This window comes from Sphingopyxis sp. OPL5 (genome assembly GCF_003797775.2).
In the GTDB taxonomy this organism is placed as follows: domain Bacteria; phylum Pseudomonadota; class Alphaproteobacteria; order Sphingomonadales; family Sphingomonadaceae; genus Sphingopyxis.
On record NZ_CP060725.1, the window covers coordinates 104,986 to 123,654 of the forward strand.

Below are 18,669 nucleotides of genomic sequence, written 5' to 3' on the forward strand. Positions count from 1 at the left end.
CAGGCCCTCCCCTGGCCCCTCCCACAAGTGGGAGGGGGATAACGTCCTCGTTTGAAACACAGCACGCCATCGCCATTTCTCGCTGGCTTTCCGTTCATCTTATGGCAAAAGGCTGCGGCAACGCGTCGGCATATCGTCCACGCAGTTCGTGGAGATATCTAAAAATGGCTACCGGTACCGTCAAATGGTTCAACAGCACCAAGGGCTATGGCTTCATCACCCCCGACAGCGGCGGCGGTGACGTCTTCGTGCACATCTCGGCGGTCGAACGCTCGGGCCTCGGCGACCTGAAGGACAATCAGAAGGTCAGCTATGACGAGGAAACCGACCCGCGCAAGGGCAAGACCAGCGCCGTCAACCTCGTCGCGCTTTAAGAACTTAAGCCCCTCCCGCTTGCGGGAGGGGTTTGGGGAGGGCTTGTCCCATCGGATCGAGCGGCGAACCGGCCCTCCCCAACCCCTCCCATAAATGGGAGGGGAGCTAACCCGCGCCCCACACCGCCGACAGCGGATAGAGCGCGATCAGCCACACCAGGCAGCCCAGCGTCACCCGCCGATCCTTCGCCGCGATCGCCAGCGCCGACACGGGGAAGAAGCTCCAGGCGATCACCAGGCTGCGCAGGGTCAGCGGCGGAAAGCCGTCGAGCCAGATAACCGTCGCGAACAGCGCCACATTGCAGAGCAGCAGCGCGCCGATCACCTTGCGGCGGTGCTTGTCGAAATGGGCATTGAGGTCGGTCCATTCCTCGGGATCGTCGGGAAAGACCAGCGACGCCGCGACATAATAGAGCGCGGTGACGAGGAAGCCGCCAAACAGCACCGGCCAGCTGATCGGGATCAGGTCGCGCACCGCCCAGCCGTACATCCAAAAGGTGACGACGTCGCACGACACGAACAGCCCGAGCAGCGCGGTCGGCCAGCCGATGCGGACGCGGTGGCTCGCCTTGAGCGCGCGCGCCAGCCCGCCCAGCCCCTCGGCGAGCGCGAGGCCGAGGATCAGCCCGAACAGCGAAAAGACGAATTCGAACCCGCTCATATGTCCCGAAACCCCCGTGCTTCCCTCGTCACCCCGGACTTGATCCGGGGCCTGCCTATTCTGAAGGGCAAGGCGGGTGCCGGGTCAAGCCCGGCATGACGACGAAATATGCTACTCCCACCCTTTGGGCGGAAGTTCCGCTCCTAGCCCATCAGCTTCGCGGTGATGTCGTCGGCGGCATAGATGCGGATCGCTGGCGGTTGCGGCGACAGGGCGCGCATTTCGGCGACGAAGGCGCCCGACGCGGGCACCGCGAAATGGGCGTGGACCGCGTCGATGCTTTCCCACTCCTCGACGAAGACGAGGCGGTCGGGGTTTTCCACATCGATATGGCAATTATGCGCCAGACACCCCGGCTCGGCCCGCGACCGCGCGCTATGCTCGACGCCCAGCGCGATCATGCGCTCGCGATGCTCGGGGGTGAGGATGACGTGGCCGGTGATGAGGATCATGTCGCCGTCAATCATCTCACGAGAAAGCACGAGAAAAGAAAACCCAAAGCGCAGTCGCTATCAACGAGGCAAATATACCTCCTACAAATCCTATAATTCTTTCAACATTCTTACTTCCAATTCCCGCCATCTCTTGGAATCCAGAAATCTCCTCCGCCTTCATTCTTCTAATGGATTCGAGCTTTTGCGCCTCACTCTGGTGTTCGAACTTTACACTCTTCAGATTTTCCAAGAGTGCCTCAAGATCGGATTTTCGCTGCGTCGCCTCCTCCTTCATCTCATTCAGTGCGGAAAGTGCCGAAGTCAGGCTCTGTCGAGCCGTATCAATGTGAGCGATCCGCTCGTCCACTGAAGGAGGAAGGAACGGGCCAAAGGTCTTTGGAAATCGCCGATGGAGCGATGGTGCCAGTAATTCAAGCAATCTCTCTATTGGAGAAAAATATGCCCTTAGAATCTTTCTTGATGCGGCTTCCAATGCTGCAGCTATACTGAATTCAATAGACATTTCTGGACAATCTCAATCATCTATAGGATTTACATCGACCACTATAATCCGCAAAGGCACCAGCGCGGGACTTCTAACCACATAGCAGTCGACGGACACGCCATTTAATCTCATAGCCGCCACCAGTTCTCGGCGTAGCTCGTCAAGGATGTCGGCAGGAACTGAAAACGAGGCCAATCCATCCCATTCCTCGTTCCGGAATTTGCCCCACCCATTCTCCTTGTTGAACTGTACGACATTGATATCGATCGTTGTCAGATGCCGATCTACGACTGCTACGTCGACCTCATCAGTCATTCGCTTATCTGCGTAAAGAAGCCTGCGCGGTTGCCCGTCCACGACCGACGATATCGAAACATGAGAGGCGCTCCTACGGAGAGGAACATTCATTTCCTTGAGCAAAGGAGCCGACATGGTGACTAAATCTGCACGCTGCTCTTCAGTCATTCTCCGCAAAACGTCTCTTTCGGCCTGCACAAGCAAGCGACGCTCTTGCTCTGCAAGCAATCTTTCATATAATTCCTTATTATCGAGAGATAACTCTCGCTCATGCGCCATTTCATCCCTCAGAAGGTCCAACGTCCGGGTTATCGTGTCATCTCGCCCGCGTATGGTGTCATCGAAAGTTTCCATAAGTTGACGCTGAGTAGAAAGCGCGTCGCGGATGACGTCATCATCTGCACTCTTGAACACCCTATCCACTACATACGAGAATATGGCAGAAACTGAAGTCTCGAACACGGCGGGACCGGCTGCCATCAGAGCCGGGATCAAAATTTCGATACCGAAACTTCCTTGCTGGAAGGCCCTGACCTGGATGTCGTGAATATTTTTTGAAGAAATTTTCGAAGGAAATGATCCCGTTCGTCGAAAATTGTCTATTTTTACCAATAGCCTAGATGCAGAATATTGAAATCTTGCCGATTCGTAAAACTCCATCCGGTGCATTGACGCTAGCTTGCCGTCAAAAACGAATTTCATCTGCTCCATGCCTGCCCCCAACCTCTATTCTCTTCCTACATTAAATAAAGTACTCGGACTGTCAAAGCGACCCCTCATCCATGACACTTCCATGACAATCCCTGTCACAAACACGTCACACAAAACCCCCAAATGGCCCTCAGCGAGTCGCCGCGGGGGTGGTGGCTCGGTCCGTTAGCGACCCCCGACAGGACATTCTCAAATGCTGCAGAAATTCGCCCTTATCGCCGGCGCCGCGACGTGCGCTCTGGCGCTTTCCGCGTGCCAGGACCAGGCCTCCTCGGGCGGCGCGGCGCGCGATTATATCAGCGCGGTCGGCTCGTCGACCGTCTATCCCTTTGCCACCACCGTCGGCGAGAAATTCGCCGAGGCGACCGGCAACAAGACCCCCAAGATCGACAGCACGGGCACCGGTGGCGGCTTCGAGCGCTTCTGTTCGGGCGTCGGCGGCGACACCCCCGACATCGCCAACGCCTCGCGCCGCATCAAGAAGAAGGAATTCGACACCTGCGCCAAGAATGGCGTGACCGACATCGTCGAAATCCAGATCGGCATCGACGGCATCGCGCTGGGCGAGGCCGCACGCGGCCCCGGCTTCAAGCTGTCCGAAGAGGATGTCTATAAGGCGCTCGCCGCCAACCCCTATGGCAAGCCGAACACCGCCAAGACCTGGAAAGACGTCAACCCCGCCCTTCCCGCGGTCGCGATCTCGGTCTTTGGCCCGCCGTCGACCAGCGGCACTTATGACGCGTTCAAGGAGCTGATCCTCGGCAAGGGCTGCGACGCCAATCCCGAGATGAAGGCGCTGAAGGACAGCGACAAGGACAAGCACGAAGCGACCTGCACCGCGCTGCGCGGCGCGCCCTTCTATGTCGAGCAGGGCGAGAACGACAACCTCATCATCTCGAAGCTCGACAAGAACCCGACCAGCCTCGGCATCTTCGGCTTCAGCTATCTCGACGCCAACAAGGACAAGATCAAGGCGGTGCCGGTGCAGGGCGTGTCGCCCACCTACACCACGATCGCCGACGGCAGCTATCCCGGCTGGCGCCCGCTCTACATCTACGTCAAGCAGAAGCATATCGGCGTGATCCCCGGCCTCGCCGAATATGTCGCCGAATTCCTGAAGGGTTCGGGCGAAGGCGGCTACCTCGCCGCCAAGGGCCTGATCGTGTCGCCCAAGGACATCGCCGCGACCGCCGCGGCGAACGCCAAGGGGATGACGGCGCTCGACGGTTCGACGCTGAAGTAAGTCGGTAAAGCGTAATCAGACCATCAAATACCATCGTCATTGCGAGCGAAGCGAAGCAATCCAGAGCGGTTTGCGCCTACTCTGGATTGCCGCGTCGCTTCGCTCCTCGCAATGACGATCGCGGGATGGATGGCATGCCGCTTTATTTTCACGAGTTGACGAGGACCAAGTGACCTTCAACGCCGCCGCCCTTTTGCTTTTGATCGCCGGCCTCGCGCTGATCGGCTGGCTGGCCGGCCGCGCGCGCTCGTCGATGCTCGCGGGCCGCGCGGGCGCCAAGCTGCATTCGCGGCCGCAATATCATGGTTGGTATGTCGCGCTGTGGCTGTTCGCCCCCGCCGCGCTGTTCCTTGCCGTGTGGAGCGCGGTGTCGCCCGGGCTGGTCACCAACACGGTGCTGGCGAGCGAGGCGGCGAAAGAGCTGCCCGCCTTCGGCTTCGAACGCGGTGCGATATTGTCCGACGCGCGCAACGTCGCGACGGGCAGGCAGGCGGCGGTGCGCATTCCCGCGGCGGCGCCGCTGGTCAAACCCTATGCCGATGCGAGCCACACCTATGCGTGGGTCGGCATCGCCGCGATGCTGGCGCTGGCGCTCGCGGGCGGGCTTTACGCCTTCACGCGGATCAAGCCCGATTTCCGCGCCCGGACGCGGGTCGAAAAGATCGTCATGCTGCTGCTGCTGGTGGCGTCGCTCGTCGCGATCCTGACGACCTTCGGCATCGTGCTGTCGCTGCTGTTCGAATCGATCCGTTTCTTCCGCCTCGTCTCGCCGGCCGAACTGCTGTTCGGGACCAACTGGGCGCCGACCAGCGGCGCGCCGGTGAAAGACACCTTCGGCGGCATCCCGCTGTTCTGGGGCACGGTGCTGATCGGCGCGATCATCGCGATGATCGTCGCCATTCCCATTGGCATGATGAGCGCGGTGTATCTGACCCAATATGCCAACCCGCGCGTGCGCCGCTGGGTCAAGCCGTGCCTCGAGATCCTCGCGGGCGTGCCGACGGTCGTCTACGGCTATTTCGCCGCGCTGACCGTCGCGCCGGCGCTGCGCGAATTCGCGGTGATGATCGGCATCCCCAACGCCAGCACCGAAAGCGCGCTCGCCGCGGGCATCGTGATGGGGGTGATGATCATCCCCTTCGTCTCGTCGATGGCCGACGACAGCATCAACGCGGTGCCGCAGGCGATGCGCGACGGATCGCTCGCGCTCGGCGCGACCCCGAACGAAACGATCCGCCAGGTGCTCATCCCCGCCGCGCTGCCCGGCGTGATGGGCGGCATCCTGCTCGCGGTCAGCCGCGCGATCGGCGAGACGATGATCGTCGTGATGGCCGCCGGCCTGTCCGCCAACATGACCGCCAACCCCTTTGCCAGCGTCACCACGGTGACCGCGCAGATCGTGAAATTGCTCACCGGCGACCAGGAATTCGACAGCGCCAAGACGCTCGCCGCCTTCGCGCTCGGCCTCGTGCTGTTCGTCGTGACCCTGCTGCTCAACATCGTCGCCCTGCGCATCGTCAAAAAGTATCGCGAAGCTTATGAGTGATAGAACCTCCCCCACCGACTGGAAGGGCGGCGCGATGCAGGGCCGCATCGCCCGGCGCTATGCCGCCGAGCGCCGGTTCCGCCTGCTCGGGCTGGGCGCGGTGCTGCTATCGGGCCTGTTCCTCGCCTTCCTGCTGTTCACGATGGTCGGCAACGGCCTGCGCGGCTTCACCTACACCAATGTCGAAGTGCCGGTCGATTTCAAGGCGATGCCGCTGACCGTCGACGCGTCGCGGCTGGGCGATGCCGACGCCGACCAGGTGATCGCGGGCGCCGGCCTCGCCGACATCGTCGCCTTTGCCGCCGACGAGGCGCTGGGCGACGGCGGGTCGGCGATGATCAGCGAAAATGCGTGGAAGGAAGTCCGCACCGCGATCAAGGCCGATCCCGACCTGCTGAAGGGCGCGACGGTCTTCCACCTGCCGACGTCGAGCACGGTCGACATCGCCGCCAAGGAGGGCGCCAAGGGCGAACTCGGCGCGAAGGTCGATGCGCTGGAGCGCGACGGCAAGCTGTCGACGGGCATCCACTGGCCCTTCTTCAAGAACGCCGACGCCACCGACCCCGCGGTCGCGGGCATCTGGGGTGCATTGAAGGGGTCGGTGCTGACGATCCTGATCGCCTTCCTCATCGCCTTCCCGACCGGGGTGCTCGCCGCGCTCTATCTCGAGGAATATGCGCCGAAGAACCGCTGGACCGACCTGATCGAGGTGTCGATCAACAATCTCGCCGCGGTGCCCTCGATCATCTTCGGCCTGCTCGCGCTCGCGGTGTTCATCAACTGGTTCGGCATCTGCCAGGCGAGCGCGCTCGTCGGCGGACTGACGCTGGCGCTGATGACGATGCCGGTGATCGTCATCGCCAGCCGCAACGCGATCAAGTCGGTGCCGCCCTCGATCCGCGACGCGGCGCTCGGCGTGGGTGCCAGCCCGGTGCAGGTGGTGTTCCACCATGTCCTGCCGCTCGCGCTGCCCGGCATCCTCACCGGCACGATCATCGGCATGGCGCGCGCGCTGGGCGAGACCGCGCCGCTGCTGCTGATCGGGATGCGCGCTTTCATCGGCGACGTGCCGAGCGGCGTGTGCTCGCCCGCGACGGTGCTGCCGATGCAGATCTTCCTCTGGTCGGACGAGGTCGATCGCGGCTTCGTCGAAAAAACCTCCGCCGCGATCATCGTGCTGCTCATCGTTTTGCTGTCGATGAACGCCCTCGCGATCTATCTTCGCAACAAATTCGAAAAACGCTGGTGATCATGACCCAAGAAGACCTCACGATTCTCGATCCCAAGATGAAGGCGCAGGGCGTCAACGTCTTCTATGGGGAGAAACAGGCGATCAACGACGTGTCGATCGACGTCGGCACCGACCTGGTCACCGCCTTCATCGGCCCGTCGGGCTGCGGCAAGTCGACCTTCCTGCGCTCGCTGAACCGCATGAACGACACGGTCGCCAGCGCCAAGGTGACCGGCCGCATCGAACTCGACGGCGAGGACATCTATGCGCCGTCGATGGACGTCGTGCAGCTGCGCGCGCGCGTCGGCATGGTGTTCCAGAAACCGAACCCCTTTCCCAAGTCGATCTATGACAATGTCGGCTATGGCCCGCGCATCCACGGCCTCGCGCCGAACAAGGCCGATCTCGACGTCGTCGTCGAACGCGCGCTGGTCCGCGCCGGCCTGTGGGACGAGGTCAAGGACCGGCTCGGCGAAAGCGGCACCGCGCTGTCGGGCGGCCAGCAGCAGCGCCTGTGCATCGCGCGCGCGATCGCGGTCGATCCCGAAGTCATCCTGATGGACGAGCCCTGCTCGGCGCTCGACCCGATCGCGACCGCCAAGATCGAGGAGCTGATCCACGAATTGCGCGGCCGTTTCGCGATCGTGATCGTCACCCACAACATGCAGCAGGCGGCCCGCGTGTCGCAGCGCACCGCTTTCTTCCACCTCGGGACGCTGGTCGAATATGGCAAGACCACCGACATCTTCACCAACCCGAAGCAGGAACGCACCAAGGACTATATCACCGGCCGCTACGGCTAAGCACCGGCCCTGAAGGACTGAACGATGGCGATTGTGAATGATCATACGGTCAAGGCGTTCGACGAGGATCTCAACCGCCTCCGCGGCCTGATCAGCGAGATGGGCGGCCGCGCCGAACAGGCGCTGCTCCAGGCGATGACCGCGCTCAACATGGGCGACCTCGAACTCGCGGCACAGGTCGTGCGCGACGACAAGAAGATTGACGCGCTCGAAAGCGAAGTCGAACAGCTCGCGGTCCAGACCATCGCCCTTCGGGCCCCGATGGCCGACGATCTGCGCGAGATGATCGCGGCGCTGAAGATCGTGTCGGTCGTCGAGCGCATCGGCGATTATGCCAAGAATATCGCCAAGCGCGTCGCGCTGATGGACCAGACGCGGTCGATCGAGGCGATCCCGCTGCTGATCTCGATGTCCAACATCGTCGCCGAGCTGATCCACGACGCGCTCGACAGCTTCGCGGCGCGCGACGCCGAACTCGCGGTGCGGGTGACCGTCCGCGACAAGAATGTCGACGATTTCTACAACAGCATCTTTCGCACCCTCGTGACCTTCATGATGGAAAATCCGAAATATATCTCGGAAAGCGCACACCTGCTGTTCGTCGCCAAGAACCTCGAACGCATGGGCGACCATGCGACCAACATCGCCGAGATGGTCTATTATGTCGTGACCGGCGGCCAGATGGACGAACGCGAACGCGGCGAGCAGCCCGAGGACGGCGCCGCGGAACAGGAGCAAGGCTGATGCCGCAGCCCGACCTGCTTCTCATCGAAGATGACGAAGCGATCGCCGAACTCATCGTGTGGCATTTCGCCCGCGAAGGTTTCTCGGTGCGCCAGACCCCCGACGGCGAGCAGGCGCTGATCCTCGTCGAGGAACGCGTCCCCGACATCGTCCTGCTCGACTGGATGATCGAAAGCCTGCCCGGGATCGAGGTGTGCCGCCGCCTGCGCCGCAACCCGAAATCGGCGAATGTGCCGATCATCATGCTCACCGCGCGCGGCGAGGAAGAGGATCGCATTCGCGGGCTGGAAACCGGCGCCGACGATTATGTCACCAAGCCGTTCAGCCCGCGCGAGCTGGTCGCGCGCGTCCAGGCGGTGCTCCGCCGCCTGCGCCCCGCGCTCGCCGGCGAGATGCTGACCTATGCCGACATCGAACTCGATTCGGTCGCGCACAAGGTGGTGCGCGGCGGGCAGATCGTGAACATGGGGCCGACCGAGTTCCGCCTGCTGCGCCATTTCATGGAGCATCCGGGACGCGTCTTCTCGCGCGGACAATTGCTCGACAGCGTGTGGGGACAGGACAGCGACATCGAGCTGCGCACCGTCGACGTCCATATCCGCCGCCTGCGCAAGGCGATCAACCTGCCGGGCACCGCGGACATCATCCGCACCGTGCGTTCGGCGGGTTATGCGCTGGATGCGGGCAAGGGCTGATCCCTTTCATCGTCATTGCGAGCGCAGCGAAGCAATCCAGAGCGCGTGTAAACCGCTCTGGATTGCTTCGCTCGCGCAGAGCGCGAGTTTATCCTGAGCGCCTGCAAGGCAGTCGAAGGGCTCGCAATGACGGCGTATTTGTTTGCAACCTCAGTAAGTGAACTGCACCCGCGCGCCGACGACGTCGACGCCATAGTCGCGGTCGCCCACGACCGCGATCGCCGCGTCGCGATAGTTCAGCCGCGCATATTGCGCCATCAACCGCATCCAGCTGGTCGGCGACCAGATGATCGACGCCATATAGCCCTTTTGCGTGCCGCCGGTGATCCCGGCATCGTTGAGGTCGAGATAATCGTAGCGCGCGTTGACCTGCACCGCGCCGATGCCCCCGTCGCCAAGCGGCTTTTTCGGCTTGATCGCGCCGAACTGCCCGCCCTTTAGCGGCCGGCTGTCGCCTTTCGTCAGAAAGAAACCGACCTCGGCATAGGCGCCGAAGAAGGTCGGGTCGCTCGCCCCGTCGCGGCTCGCATGCTGCCAATAGGCTTCGCTGGCGAAATGGAACGGGCCGTTCACCGCCGCCGCCTCGACGCCATAGGTCTGCTCGCGTTCGGCGAGCAGGCCGGGGGTCGCGATATAGCGCGTCTCGGTCGAATGGACGAGCGGACGCTGGCGATAGCGCACCGGCACCAGCTCGGAATCCTGGCGATGCTTCCAGTGATAGGCGGCGCCCAAATGGACATTGGTCTTGCCGAACTTCGGCATCCACACCGCACGGATATGCGCCGCCTGGCTGTTGTCGTCGACATCGTCGAGCTGGATCAGCGGATCGGTACTGACCCCGCCGTTGATCTGGAAATCGCCCTTGGCATAGCCCGCCGACAGGCCGGTGCGCCGCGAGAAGTTGAACGCCGTGACCAGCGCCGCGCGTTCGGTGAAGCTGGTGTTGAGGTCGCTCGTCATATCGTCGAGCGGAGTGAAGAATTTCTGCTGTCCCGCGGTCACATTGATGCCGTCGCCGTTCCACGCGACATAGGCGTCGACGAATTCGATCGGGTCGGCGGTGAACTCGCCCTCGACCCGCGCCGAAAAGCCGCCCGGCATCTTGATATCGACGCCAAGCTGGGCGCGGCGGATTTCTTCCGAATTTCCTGTACCCGCCAGCCCCGCCGGGCCGCTGACATTGGCGAAGTCATATTGCAGGCGCCAGCGCGGCTTGAATTCCCATTCCGACTTTTTCGCGGGCGCCTTGGCGGGCTCGGGGTCGCTCGCGGCAGGCGCCGGACTCGGTGGTCCCTGGACCGGTTCGGCAGCGAGGGCGGGCGCGCCAAGAGGCAAAAGGAAGCCCGCGGTGGCGAGCAGGACGTGGCGCATGGGGATTTGCTCCGTTGCGAAAGGGTGACAAACTCGTGGCGCTGTTATGACGGCTCTATGACAGTTGCACGTCATTTGCGTGACATTTTCGTTGCAACGGACGCTTTTCCGATCACCCCTTGCCTGAAAGCGGCGAACGGCTAAGGACGGGCCAGTTTTTTCGGGCAACCCATCGGGATCGCCCCTTCGGGAGACCATCATGACGATCAAATTTGACGGACGCGTTGCCATTGTCACCGGCGCCGGCGGCGGGCTCGGCCGCGCCTATGCGCTCGAACTGGCGCGCCGCGGGGCGAAGGTCGTCGTCAACGACCTCGGCGGCGCGCGCGACGGCACCGGCCATTCGGACGCCGCGTTGCAGGTGGTCGAGGAAATCAAGGCGCTCGGCGGCACCGCGATGTCGAACGGCGGCAGCGTCACCGAATATGACCAGATGGTCGAAATGGTCGCCAAGGCCAAGGAAGCCTGGGGCGGCGTCCATATCGTCATCAACAACGCCGGCATCCTGCGCGACAAGAGCTTCGCCAAGATGGAACCCGCCGATTTCGACCTGGTGCTGAAGGTGCATGTCAGCGGCAGCGCCAACGTCACCAAGGCGGTGTGGGACACGATGCGCGAACAGGCTTATGGCCGCCTGCTGATGACCGCCTCGTCGACCGGCCTTTACGGCAACTTCGGCCAGGCCAATTATGGCGCGGCGAAGCTCGGCCTCGCCGGTCTGACCAAGACGCTCCACCTCGAAGGCGCGAAGTACAACATCCGCTGCAACACGATCGCCCCGGTCGCCGGCACGCGCATGACCGAGGACATCTTCCCCGCCGAATTGTTCGAAAAATTCACCCCCGAAAATGTCGTCCCCGCCGCACTCTATCTGGTCAGCGAGGACGCCCCGACGAACATGATCATCGGCGCCGGTGCCGGCGCGTTCCACGCCGCCTATGTCACCATGACCCCCGGCATCGCGCTGCCCGAGGGTGAACGCACCCCCGAGGGCGTCGCCGCGGCGTGGGACAAGATCATCGACCGCAACGGCGAAACCGTGCCCCAGTCGGGCAGCGAACAGTCGATGGCGGTGATGCGGGCGTTGCAAGCGCTGGGCTGACCCTGATAGGCGTTCTTCGCGTCGGCGCCCCATCGGGGCCGCCGATCGCGAGGGGCCTATGACGGACATGACCTTGGGCGACGGCATCGCCCTCCTCCAGCGCCGCGGCCGCTTCCTGCGGAACCTGCTCGCTTTCGGCTGGATCGTTCTCGCCCTGGCCTGCGTCGGCCAGATCGCCGAACTGAACGGGCGGGTCTCGCTCGACGAGGATGCGCCCGTGGTCGGGCTCAACGCATTGTATCTCGGCGTGTCGGTCAGCGACGGGCTGCTGGCCTTCACCACCTTCGTCGTCTTCTGCATGTGGACCTATCGCGCGGCCGCCAACGTCAAGGCGGCGCGAGTCCCTGGCTTCGGCTTCACCCCGGCCTGGTCGGTGGGCTGGCATTTCGTGCCAATCGCCAATCTCTTCAAACCCTTTCAGGCGATGCGCCAGATCTGGGCATTCAGCCACGGCGGCGACCGTGACGGCATCCGCGACGGCCAGTCGCTGCTCATCGCCTGGTGGGGCCTGTGGTCACTTTCGCTCGCGGTCGGGATGGTGCTCGGCATGGCGGCCGCCTCCCCCGTCACCCCCGACGAAAAGCACGAGGCGATCATCCTCGCGATCGTCAATTCGGCGACCAACCTGGCCCTTTACCCGCTCGCGCTGCGTCTCGTCGCGCGCCTTACCGAGGCGCAGCGCGACCGCCTGACCGCGGCGGGCATCTTTACCTGATTTATCGTATTGCATCACTAACACAGCTATGCCATAAGCGCAGCGGGGCAAGGGGATCGGACAGAAGGACGACCCCAATGTATAGCGAAAGCGACCTGCAAGCAGCGGTCGACGCAAAGGTGATGACGCCGGAGGCCGTAGCGGCCTTCCGCAACCATATTGCGTCGGTGCGCGCCGCTCCCGGAGCGGATGAGGAATCATTCCGCCTCATCACCGGCTTCAACGACATCTTCGTCAGCATCGCCGCGGTGATCCTGCTCGTCGCGGTGGGCTGGATCGGCCAGTCGATCCATCCGGCGCTCGCCGGCATCGGCGTCGCCGCGACCGCCTGGGGCCTCGCCGAATATTTCACCCGCCAGCGCCGCATGGCGCTTCCCAGCATCGTCCTCGTCCTCGCCTTTGCGGCGGGCGTCTTCGGCTCGATGGTGGGTTTCCTCGTCAAGCATGGCGAAGCGATTTTCGGCAACCATCCCGCTGAAGCGACCATGGCGATCGTCGCCGCAGGCATGGCGCTCGTCACCGCGGGCGCGACCTGGTTCCACTGGAAACGCTTCATGGTGCCGATCACCGTCGCGGCGGGCAGCGCCGCGCTCGCCGGCACCGCGGTGGCGCTGGTCCTCGCGATCGTCGGCGGCAGCGAACCGCCGGTGAACCTGTTCATGACGCTGGTGCTCGTCGCCGGGCTCGGCATCTTCGCGCTCGCCATGTGGTGGGACCGCAGCGACCGGGTGCGCCAGACGCGGCGCAGCGACGTCGCCTTCTGGCTCCACCTGCTCGCCGCCCCGATGATCGCGCACCCGATCTTCCACCTGCTCGGCGTGACACAGGGCAACGACATCGGCAGCGCCGCGGCGGTGATGGTGATCGCCATCTATATCGCCTTCGGCCTGATCGCGCTCGCGATCGACCGCCGCGCGCTGCTCGTCTCGGCGCTTGCTTATGTGCTGTTCGCGCTGACCCAGTTGCTCCAGACCTTTGGCGCGGTCGAACTCAATGTCGCGCTCACCGCCTTCGTCATCGGATCGGCGCTGCTGCTGCTCTCGGCCTTCTGGCAGAATGCGCGGAGCGTGGTGGTCGGGTTCCTGCCCACGGGCCTCGCCGACCAGTTGCCCGCGACGGTCCGGCCGGTCAGTCCGATACCAGCTTCATAAGCTTGCGTTCGACGGGGGCGAGCACATTGGCAAGCTCGTCCCCGCGCCTCAAAATCGCCCCGGCTTCGGAGACCAAGGCCCACATGCCTTGCCGGCTCCGCAAGGCGGGGCGTTTTTCTATGCGATATTCGGGGCGTTCCGATGCGCGGCGAAAGCAGGAAAACACCGCGACGTCGCGCTGGAAATCCATCGCATAGTCGCGCCACTTCCCCGCCGCGACCATGCGGCCGTAAAGATCGAGGATGCGGGTCAGTTCGCGGCGGTCGAACGCCGTCTGCTGCGGCAAGGAACTGGTGTAGGGCCAGGGGGTGACGATCCCCATCAGGCGCGGCTACGTCCCTTGCGCGGAGCCGGCTCGGCGGCGACGTCCCGTTCGGCGACCAGCGCGGCGAGCTGTTTCTGCAGCTGTTCGAGCTGGCACTGGAGCAGTTCGACCTTTTGCGTCGCGGGATCGAAGGTCTCGTTGCACGTCCCATAGGGGACGAACTCGCGGGCATATTCGGTGGCATCGACCAAAGTCGAGCGTGCCGGGATGCCGACCATCACCGCGCCTTCGGGGACATCCTTGGTCACCACCGCATTGGCGCCGATGCGCGCGCGCGGGTTGACCATGACGGGTCCCAATATCTGCGCGCCCGAGCCGACGATGACGTCGTTCGCCAGCGTCGGATGACGCTTGCCGCCGATGCCGTTGGCGGGATCGGTGCCGCCGAGCGTCACGCCCTGATAGATCGAGACATTGTCGCCGATCTCGGCGGTCTCGCCGATCACGACGCCGAAACCATGGTCGATGAACAGATGCTGCCCGATCTTCGCGCCCGGATGGATATCGATCGCGGTCAGGAAGCGGGCGAAATGATTGACGAAGCGCGCGAGGAAAAACAGGTCAGCCTCGAACAGCCAGTGCGCGATACGGTGCATGCCGACCGCGAGCAGTCCCGGATAGAGCAGGATTTCCCAACGCGAGCGCGGCGCGGGGTCGCGCGCCTTGATCGAATCGAGATAGGCGACCAGCCCGTTGAACATCAATCGTCCCCTGCGACCCTATTATGTACCGGACAAGATAGATGTTTGGCGGCGCCATTTCCAGCCCCGGCGCATTTTATTCGTCAGCGGCCGATCAGCCCGACGCGAAACAGCAACAGTCCCTCGCTCCGCCAGCGCCGTTCGCCGTCCGCGGCGGCGATGGCGGCGGCCCAGCGGTCGAGCATCAGCAGGGCGCGCCGGCCCACGAAAGCGGCGCCCGTCGGAACGGGTGCCGCGCGCGCCGCGGCGAAGAGATAATGCGCATCCTCTTCCTCCGACTGCACCACCGCCCCCCACAGCAAGCCCCAGCGCGTACCGGTGCCACCGCCCGACAAGGTGAACAGCGCCGTGCCGAACGCCATCGCCGCCGCGCCGCGCGATGCTTCATCCTCGGCAAGCAACATCGCCTCGGCCGCGTCGGCGAGCGTATCGAGCCCGCCCTGCCCCGCCCAGGTCGCCTGCAGTTCGGCGAGCAAAGGTTCGCCCTTCGGCAGCGCCACCGGATCGGCGGCGAGCAGGACCATCATGTCGCGCCACCAGGCGAGCTTGATCTGTCCGATCAGCGGCTCGCGCGTTTCGATCAGCAAATTGGTGAGCCGTTCGGCCAATCCCCACAGCACCGTCATCGCCGCACGCCGGGCGCGCGGCACCGCGACCATCACGCGCGGATCGCGGATGTCGGGGTAGAGCAGAAATTCGGGAGCGGCGTCTTCGGTCATGCGACGCGCGCTACCACCACCGCATCGTCATTGCGAGCGAAGCGAAACAATCCAGGGTGGTTTACGCCTGCTCTGGATTGTTTCGTTCCCCCGGATCAAGTCCGGGATCCTCGCAATGACGAGGGCTCAGGCGGTCAACGGTTACAAACCGCCTTCACCGCCGCGATCACGCGCGGCGTATCGACGAGCGCGAGCTTTTCGAGGTTCGCGGCATAGGGCAGCGGAACATCCTCGTTGCACACGCGCGCTACCGGGGCGTCGAGGTCGTCGAAGCCATGTTCCATCGCGACCATTGCGAGTTCGCTGGCGATCGAGCAGGTCGGCCAGCCTTCCTCGACGACGACCAGCCGGTTCGTCTTCTTGAGGCTGGCGAGCACGGTGACGGTGTCGAGCGGGCGCAGCGTGCGCAGATCGATGACCTCGGCGTCGATGCCCTCGGCGGCGAGCGCGTCGGCGGCTTCGAGCGCGAGCCCGACGCCGATCGAGTAGCTGACGATGGTGACGTCGGTCCCCGCACGCATGATCCGCGCCTTGCCGATCGGCAGGACGAAATCGTCGACCGCCGGCACGTCGAAGCTGCGGCCGTAGAGCAGCTCATTCTCGAGGAAGACCACCGGGTCCTCGCTGCGGATCGCCGCCTTCATCAGTCCCTTGGCATCGGCCGAGTCATAGGGCGAGATCACGATCAGGCCGGGGACGCTGGCGTACCAGGGCGCGAAATTCTGGCTATGCTGCGCGGCGACGCGGCTCGCGGCCCCGTTCGGCCCGCGGAACACGATCGGACAGCGCATCTGGCCGCCCGACATATAGTTGGTCTTGGCCGCCGAGTTGATGATGTGGTCGATCGCCTGCATCGCGAAGTTGAAGGTCATGAACTCGATGACCGGCTTGAGCCCGCCCATCGCGGCGCCCGAACCGAGGCCGGCAAAGCCATATTCGGTGATCGGGGTGTCGACGACGCGCTGCGCGCCGAATTCCTCGAGCAGCCCCTGCGTCACCTTGTACGCGCCCTGATATTCGGCGACTTCTTCGCCCATCACGAAGACGCGGTCGTCCTTGCGCATTTCCTCGGCCATCGCGTCGCGCAACGCTTCGCGGACGGTGGTCTTGACCATCGCGGTCCCCTCGGGGATCGCGGGGTCGGAGGCGCGCTCGACCGCGGCGGGCTTTTCCGCCGCGGGTGCGGGTGCCGGGGCCGGCGCAGCGGCCTTGGCTTCCTCGACCGGAGCAGGCGCCGGAGCGGCAGCCGCGGCAGGCGCCGCCGCTTCCTCCCCCTCGCCCGAAATCGTCGCGATCACGGTGCCGACCTTCACATTGTCGGTGCCCTCGGCGACCAGGATCGACGCGATCACGCCCTCGTCGATCGCTTCATATTCCATCGTCGCCTTGTCGGTCTCGATCTCCGCGAGGATGTCGCCCGACTTCACCGTGTCGCCTTCCTTGACGAGCCACTTGGCGAGCGTGCCCTCTTCCATCGTCGGCGACAGCGCCGGCATTTTCAGTTCAATTGCCATTGGAAACCTCGGTCATCGCTTGATCTTCTTTCATCGCTACCAGCGCCGTCATGGTCCCGTCGGCCAAGCGGAGGCATTTCGACAATACCGCACCCGGCGGCAATTTCATTTCGCTACACTCGGACATCGGCAGCGTCTCCGAGCCAACCGGTCCGTCAAAGGTTCCCTGAGGCGGTGGCCCCGGGTCGGGCAGGACGGGAGCGGCCTGAATGGCGGCCGCCACCGCCTTGTAGTTTAGGCGTGCACCATGGGCGTCAGCCTGCAAGGCGCCGATGATGATCGCCGGGGCACCAACTGCCGAACCGTAGATGCCATGCCGGTTCATATACTGGACGAGCGGCGTTTCGGGATCGCGCAATTTCCACTGCACCCGCAGCATTTCATCGAGATGTCCGCGGAATCGCCTCGAGGCCTCTCGGTCGGCCAGCATCGTGAAATCCGCCGGAGACAGCGTGGACTTCAGGCATGCGACGGCTTCGTCTACTGTTTGCGGCACGCAAGCTGCAACCTTCTCCGCGTCGTACGACGCCGGCAGCTCGGCCATGGCGGGAACAGCGCCCGCCAAACCAACCACCGCCGCAATGACGAAACGGTGCATCAATATTGCTCCACCAGCACGTCGGTATACAGTTCATGCAACTCGGGTTCGGGCGCGCTCTCGGCGAAGTCCGCCGAGTCCGCGACGACCTGCCGGATTTCCTTGTCGATATCCTTGATCTTGTCCTCGCTGATCCCGGCGTCGAGCATCAGCTTTTTCAGATGCTCGATCGCATCGCTCTTGTCGCGCACCGCCTGCACTTCCTCGCGGCTGCGATATTTGGCGGGATCGGACATCGAGTGGCCGCGATAGCGATAGGTCTTGAGTTCCATCAGCACCGGACCCTTGCCGCTGCGCACCCATTCGAGCGCCGCCTCGGCGGCGCCGCGCACCGCGAGCACGTCCATGCCGTCGACCTGCATCCCGGGGATGCGGAAACTTTCGCCGCGGCGATAGAGCTGATCCTCGGCCGACGAGCGGTTGACCGAAGTGCCCATCGCGTACTGGTTGTTCTCGATCACGAAGATGATCGGCAGCTTCCACAGCTCGGCCATGTTGAAGCTTTCATAGACCTGCCCCTGGTTCGACGCGCCGTCGCCGAAATAGGCCATCGCGACCCCGCCGTCGCCGCGATATTTGTGCGCGAAGGCCAGCCCGGTGCCGAGCGACACCTGCGCGCCGACGATGCCGTGGCCGCCATAGAATTTATGCTCGACGCTGAACATGTGCATCGAGCCGCCCTTGCCGCGCGAGATCCCCGCGGCGCGGCCGGTGAGTTCGGCCATGATGACCTTGGGATCGATCCCGTAAGCGAGCATATGGCCATGGTCGCGATAGCCGGTGATGACGCTGTCCTTGTCGCCGTCGAGCGCGCTCTGCAGACCGACCGCCACGGCTTCCTGGCCGATATAAAGGTGGCAGAAACCGCCGATCAGCCCGAGCCCGTAAAGCTGTCCCGCCTTTTCCTCGAAACGCCGGATCAGCAGCATTTCGCGGTAGAATGTCTCCAGCTCCGCCGGCGTCGCGTCATAGGGCGCGGGGTCTTGCGGGCGGTCGCGATTGGTCGCGGGCGCGGGGGTTGCGGCAGCATTTGGGGCGGGCTTTTTCGGCGCAGCAGTCTTGCGCACGGGTGCTTTGGCCAAGGCGGGTTCCTTTGCGGTTAGCCGTTACGGCAGGGCTTCCCTATAGGAGAGCCGCGCCGCACTTGGCAACGCCCGCTTGGCCCCCAAGGGGTCCAAGGATAGCTATGCAACAAGGGTGCAGCAATCGAGCCGACCCAACACCCGTCA

General features: G+C 63.8%; 21 protein-coding genes. 10 read left to right on the forward strand and 11 right to left on the reverse strand.

What is annotated here, in order from left to right; translation table 11 throughout:
• Positions 1-164: 164 nt before the first annotated feature.
• The gene (locus EEB18_RS00435) at positions 165-374 is read left to right on the forward strand and encodes a cold-shock protein (protein WP_056350749.1); all 210 of its coding nucleotides are present in this window, start codon (positions 165-167) and stop codon (positions 372-374) included.
• Between the two features lie 106 nt (positions 375-480).
• Here EEB18_RS00435 and EEB18_RS00440 read toward each other — a convergent pair whose 3' ends face one another.
• The 4 genes from EEB18_RS00440 to EEB18_RS00455 all read right to left on the reverse strand — a co-directional run bounded on the left by EEB18_RS00440 (position 481) and on the right by EEB18_RS00455 (position 2,982).
• A complete protein-coding gene (locus tag EEB18_RS00440) occupies positions 481-1,035 on the reverse strand; it encodes a hypothetical protein (protein ID WP_187142324.1) in 555 nt (184 codons plus the stop codon).
• Positions 1,036-1,178: 143 nt separating this feature from the next.
• Positions 1,179-1,502, reverse strand: a complete 324-nt coding sequence (locus tag EEB18_RS00445; protein WP_262408050.1) for a putative quinol monooxygenase — start codon at positions 1,500-1,502, stop codon at positions 1,179-1,181.
• Position 1,503: 1 nt separating this feature from the next.
• Positions 1,504-1,992 (reverse strand): OmpH family outer membrane protein, encoded by a 489-nt coding sequence (locus EEB18_RS00450; protein WP_187142326.1) that lies wholly within the window; start codon positions 1,990-1,992, stop codon positions 1,504-1,506.
• A 12-nt stretch (positions 1,993-2,004) separates the two neighbouring features.
• The gene (locus EEB18_RS00455) at positions 2,005-2,982 is read right to left on the reverse strand and encodes a hypothetical protein (RefSeq protein WP_187142327.1); all 978 of its coding nucleotides are present in this window, start codon (positions 2,980-2,982) and stop codon (positions 2,005-2,007) included.
• A 193-nt stretch (positions 2,983-3,175) separates the two neighbouring features.
• Between EEB18_RS00455 and EEB18_RS00460 the strand changes: the two genes are divergently transcribed.
• The 6 genes from EEB18_RS00460 (at position 3,176) to phoB (ending at position 9,244) form a co-directional block, all read left to right on the forward strand.
• On the forward strand, positions 3,176-4,225 hold the full coding sequence (locus EEB18_RS00460) for a substrate-binding domain-containing protein (protein WP_187142328.1): 1,050 nt from the start codon (positions 3,176-3,178) through the stop codon (positions 4,223-4,225).
• A 169-nt stretch (positions 4,226-4,394) separates the two neighbouring features.
• Positions 4,395-5,771, forward strand: a complete 1,377-nt coding sequence (pstC, locus tag EEB18_RS00465; RefSeq protein WP_187142329.1) for a phosphate ABC transporter permease subunit PstC — start codon at positions 4,395-4,397, stop codon at positions 5,769-5,771.
• A complete protein-coding gene (gene pstA / locus EEB18_RS00470) occupies positions 5,764-7,020 on the forward strand; it encodes a phosphate ABC transporter permease PstA (RefSeq protein ID WP_056350738.1) in 1,257 nt (418 codons plus the stop codon). Before pstC ends, pstA begins: the two co-directional genes overlap by 8 nt.
• A 2-nt stretch (positions 7,021-7,022) precedes the next feature.
• The gene (pstB, locus tag EEB18_RS00475; RefSeq protein ID WP_187142330.1) at positions 7,023-7,805 is read left to right on the forward strand and encodes a phosphate ABC transporter ATP-binding protein PstB; all 783 of its coding nucleotides are present in this window, start codon (positions 7,023-7,025) and stop codon (positions 7,803-7,805) included.
• Positions 7,806-7,829: 24 nt separating this feature from the next.
• Entirely contained in the window at positions 7,830-8,549 is a 720-nt protein-coding gene (gene phoU, locus EEB18_RS00480) for a phosphate signaling complex protein PhoU (protein ID WP_056350733.1), read from the forward strand.
• Positions 8,549-9,244 carry a phosphate regulon transcriptional regulator PhoB gene (gene phoB / locus EEB18_RS00485; protein WP_056350731.1) on the forward strand — a complete coding sequence of 232 codons (696 nt, stop codon included), beginning with the start codon at positions 8,549-8,551 and terminating at the stop codon, positions 9,242-9,244. The genes phoU and phoB overlap by 1 nt, the downstream gene beginning before the upstream one ends.
• Before the next feature lie 150 nt (positions 9,245-9,394).
• Here phoB and EEB18_RS00490 read toward each other — a convergent pair whose 3' ends face one another.
• Positions 9,395-10,615 (reverse strand): porin, encoded by a 1,221-nt coding sequence (locus EEB18_RS00490; RefSeq protein WP_187142331.1) that lies wholly within the window; start codon positions 10,613-10,615, stop codon positions 9,395-9,397.
• 199 nt (positions 10,616-10,814) lie between these two features.
• On the opposite strand from EEB18_RS00490, the gene EEB18_RS00495 reads away from it, so the two are divergent.
• From EEB18_RS00495 to EEB18_RS00505, 3 genes are all read left to right on the forward strand, one after another.
• Positions 10,815-11,717, forward strand: a complete 903-nt coding sequence (locus EEB18_RS00495) for an SDR family NAD(P)-dependent oxidoreductase (protein WP_056350726.1) — start codon at positions 10,815-10,817, stop codon at positions 11,715-11,717.
• A 58-nt stretch (positions 11,718-11,775) separates the two neighbouring features.
• A complete protein-coding gene (locus EEB18_RS00500; protein ID WP_187142332.1) occupies positions 11,776-12,432 on the forward strand; it encodes a DUF4328 domain-containing protein in 657 nt (218 codons plus the stop codon).
• A 77-nt stretch (positions 12,433-12,509) separates the two neighbouring features.
• Positions 12,510-13,583, forward strand: a complete 1,074-nt coding sequence (locus EEB18_RS00505) for a hypothetical protein (RefSeq protein WP_187142333.1) — start codon at positions 12,510-12,512, stop codon at positions 13,581-13,583.
• On the opposite strand, the gene EEB18_RS00510 is transcribed toward EEB18_RS00505, so the two are convergent.
• The 6 genes from EEB18_RS00510 to pdhA all read right to left on the reverse strand — a co-directional run bounded on the left by EEB18_RS00510 (position 13,561) and on the right by pdhA (position 18,522).
• Positions 13,561-13,905, reverse strand: coding sequence for a DUF2794 domain-containing protein (locus EEB18_RS00510; protein ID WP_187142334.1), 345 nt, complete (start codon positions 13,903-13,905; stop codon positions 13,561-13,563). The genes EEB18_RS00505 and EEB18_RS00510 overlap by 23 nt on opposite strands.
• The gene (gene cysE / locus EEB18_RS00515) at positions 13,905-14,609 is read right to left on the reverse strand and encodes a serine O-acetyltransferase (protein ID WP_056350717.1); all 705 of its coding nucleotides are present in this window, start codon (positions 14,607-14,609) and stop codon (positions 13,905-13,907) included. Before cysE ends, EEB18_RS00510 begins: the two co-directional genes overlap by 1 nt.
• A gap of 83 nt (positions 14,610-14,692) precedes the next feature.
• Entirely contained in the window at positions 14,693-15,328 is a 636-nt protein-coding gene (locus EEB18_RS00520; RefSeq protein ID WP_187669054.1) for a hypothetical protein, read from the reverse strand.
• Positions 15,329-15,462: 134 nt separating this feature from the next.
• Positions 15,463-16,842, reverse strand: a complete 1,380-nt coding sequence (locus EEB18_RS00525; protein ID WP_187142071.1) for a pyruvate dehydrogenase complex E1 component subunit beta — start codon at positions 16,840-16,842, stop codon at positions 15,463-15,465.
• Positions 16,832-17,440, reverse strand: a complete 609-nt coding sequence (locus EEB18_RS00530; protein ID WP_187142072.1) for a hypothetical protein — start codon at positions 17,438-17,440, stop codon at positions 16,832-16,834. The genes EEB18_RS00525 and EEB18_RS00530 overlap by 11 nt, the downstream gene beginning before the upstream one ends.
• On the reverse strand, positions 17,440-18,522 hold the full coding sequence (pdhA, locus tag EEB18_RS00535) for a pyruvate dehydrogenase (acetyl-transferring) E1 component subunit alpha (protein ID WP_056350712.1): 1,083 nt from the start codon (positions 18,520-18,522) through the stop codon (positions 17,440-17,442). The genes EEB18_RS00530 and pdhA overlap by 1 nt, the downstream gene beginning before the upstream one ends.
• Positions 18,523-18,669: the final 147 nt, after the last annotated feature.

Coding starts and splice junctions, on each gene's coding strand:
- EEB18_RS00530 (WP_187142072.1), bottom strand. CDS start 17,440: ATGCACCGTTTCGTCATTGCGGCGGTGGTTGGTTTGGCGGGCGCTGTT.
- phoB (WP_056350731.1), top strand. CDS start 8,549: ATGCCGCAGCCCGACCTGCTTCTCATCGAAGATGACGAAGCGATCGCC.
- pstA (WP_056350738.1), top strand. CDS start 5,764: ATGAGTGATAGAACCTCCCCCACCGACTGGAAGGGCGGCGCGATGCAG.
- EEB18_RS00445 (WP_262408050.1), bottom strand. CDS start 1,502: ATGATTGACGGCGACATGATCCTCATCACCGGCCACGTCATCCTCACC.
- EEB18_RS00525 (WP_187142071.1), bottom strand. CDS start 16,842: ATGGCAATTGAACTGAAAATGCCGGCGCTGTCGCCGACGATGGAAGAG.
- EEB18_RS00495 (WP_056350726.1), top strand. CDS start 10,815: ATGACGATCAAATTTGACGGACGCGTTGCCATTGTCACCGGCGCCGGC.
- EEB18_RS00455 (WP_187142327.1), bottom strand. CDS start 2,982: ATGGAGCAGATGAAATTCGTTTTTGACGGCAAGCTAGCGTCAATGCAC.
- EEB18_RS00505 (WP_187142333.1), top strand. CDS start 12,510: ATGTATAGCGAAAGCGACCTGCAAGCAGCGGTCGACGCAAAGGTGATG.
- EEB18_RS00520 (WP_187669054.1), bottom strand. CDS start 15,328: ATGACCGAAGACGCCGCTCCCGAATTTCTGCTCTACCCCGACATCCGC.
- EEB18_RS00510 (WP_187142334.1), bottom strand. CDS start 13,905: ATGGGGATCGTCACCCCCTGGCCCTACACCAGTTCCTTGCCGCAGCAG.
- phoU (WP_056350733.1), top strand. CDS start 7,830: ATGGCGATTGTGAATGATCATACGGTCAAGGCGTTCGACGAGGATCTC.
- cysE (WP_056350717.1), bottom strand. CDS start 14,609: ATGTTCAACGGGCTGGTCGCCTATCTCGATTCGATCAAGGCGCGCGAC.
- EEB18_RS00440 (WP_187142324.1), bottom strand. CDS start 1,035: ATGAGCGGGTTCGAATTCGTCTTTTCGCTGTTCGGGCTGATCCTCGGC.
- EEB18_RS00435 (WP_056350749.1), top strand. CDS start 165: ATGGCTACCGGTACCGTCAAATGGTTCAACAGCACCAAGGGCTATGGC.
- EEB18_RS00500 (WP_187142332.1), top strand. CDS start 11,776: ATGACGGACATGACCTTGGGCGACGGCATCGCCCTCCTCCAGCGCCGC.
- EEB18_RS00490 (WP_187142331.1), bottom strand. CDS start 10,615: ATGCGCCACGTCCTGCTCGCCACCGCGGGCTTCCTTTTGCCTCTTGGC.
- EEB18_RS00450 (WP_187142326.1), bottom strand. CDS start 1,992: ATGTCTATTGAATTCAGTATAGCTGCAGCATTGGAAGCCGCATCAAGA.
- EEB18_RS00460 (WP_187142328.1), top strand. CDS start 3,176: ATGCTGCAGAAATTCGCCCTTATCGCCGGCGCCGCGACGTGCGCTCTG.
- pstB (WP_187142330.1), top strand. CDS start 7,023: ATGACCCAAGAAGACCTCACGATTCTCGATCCCAAGATGAAGGCGCAG.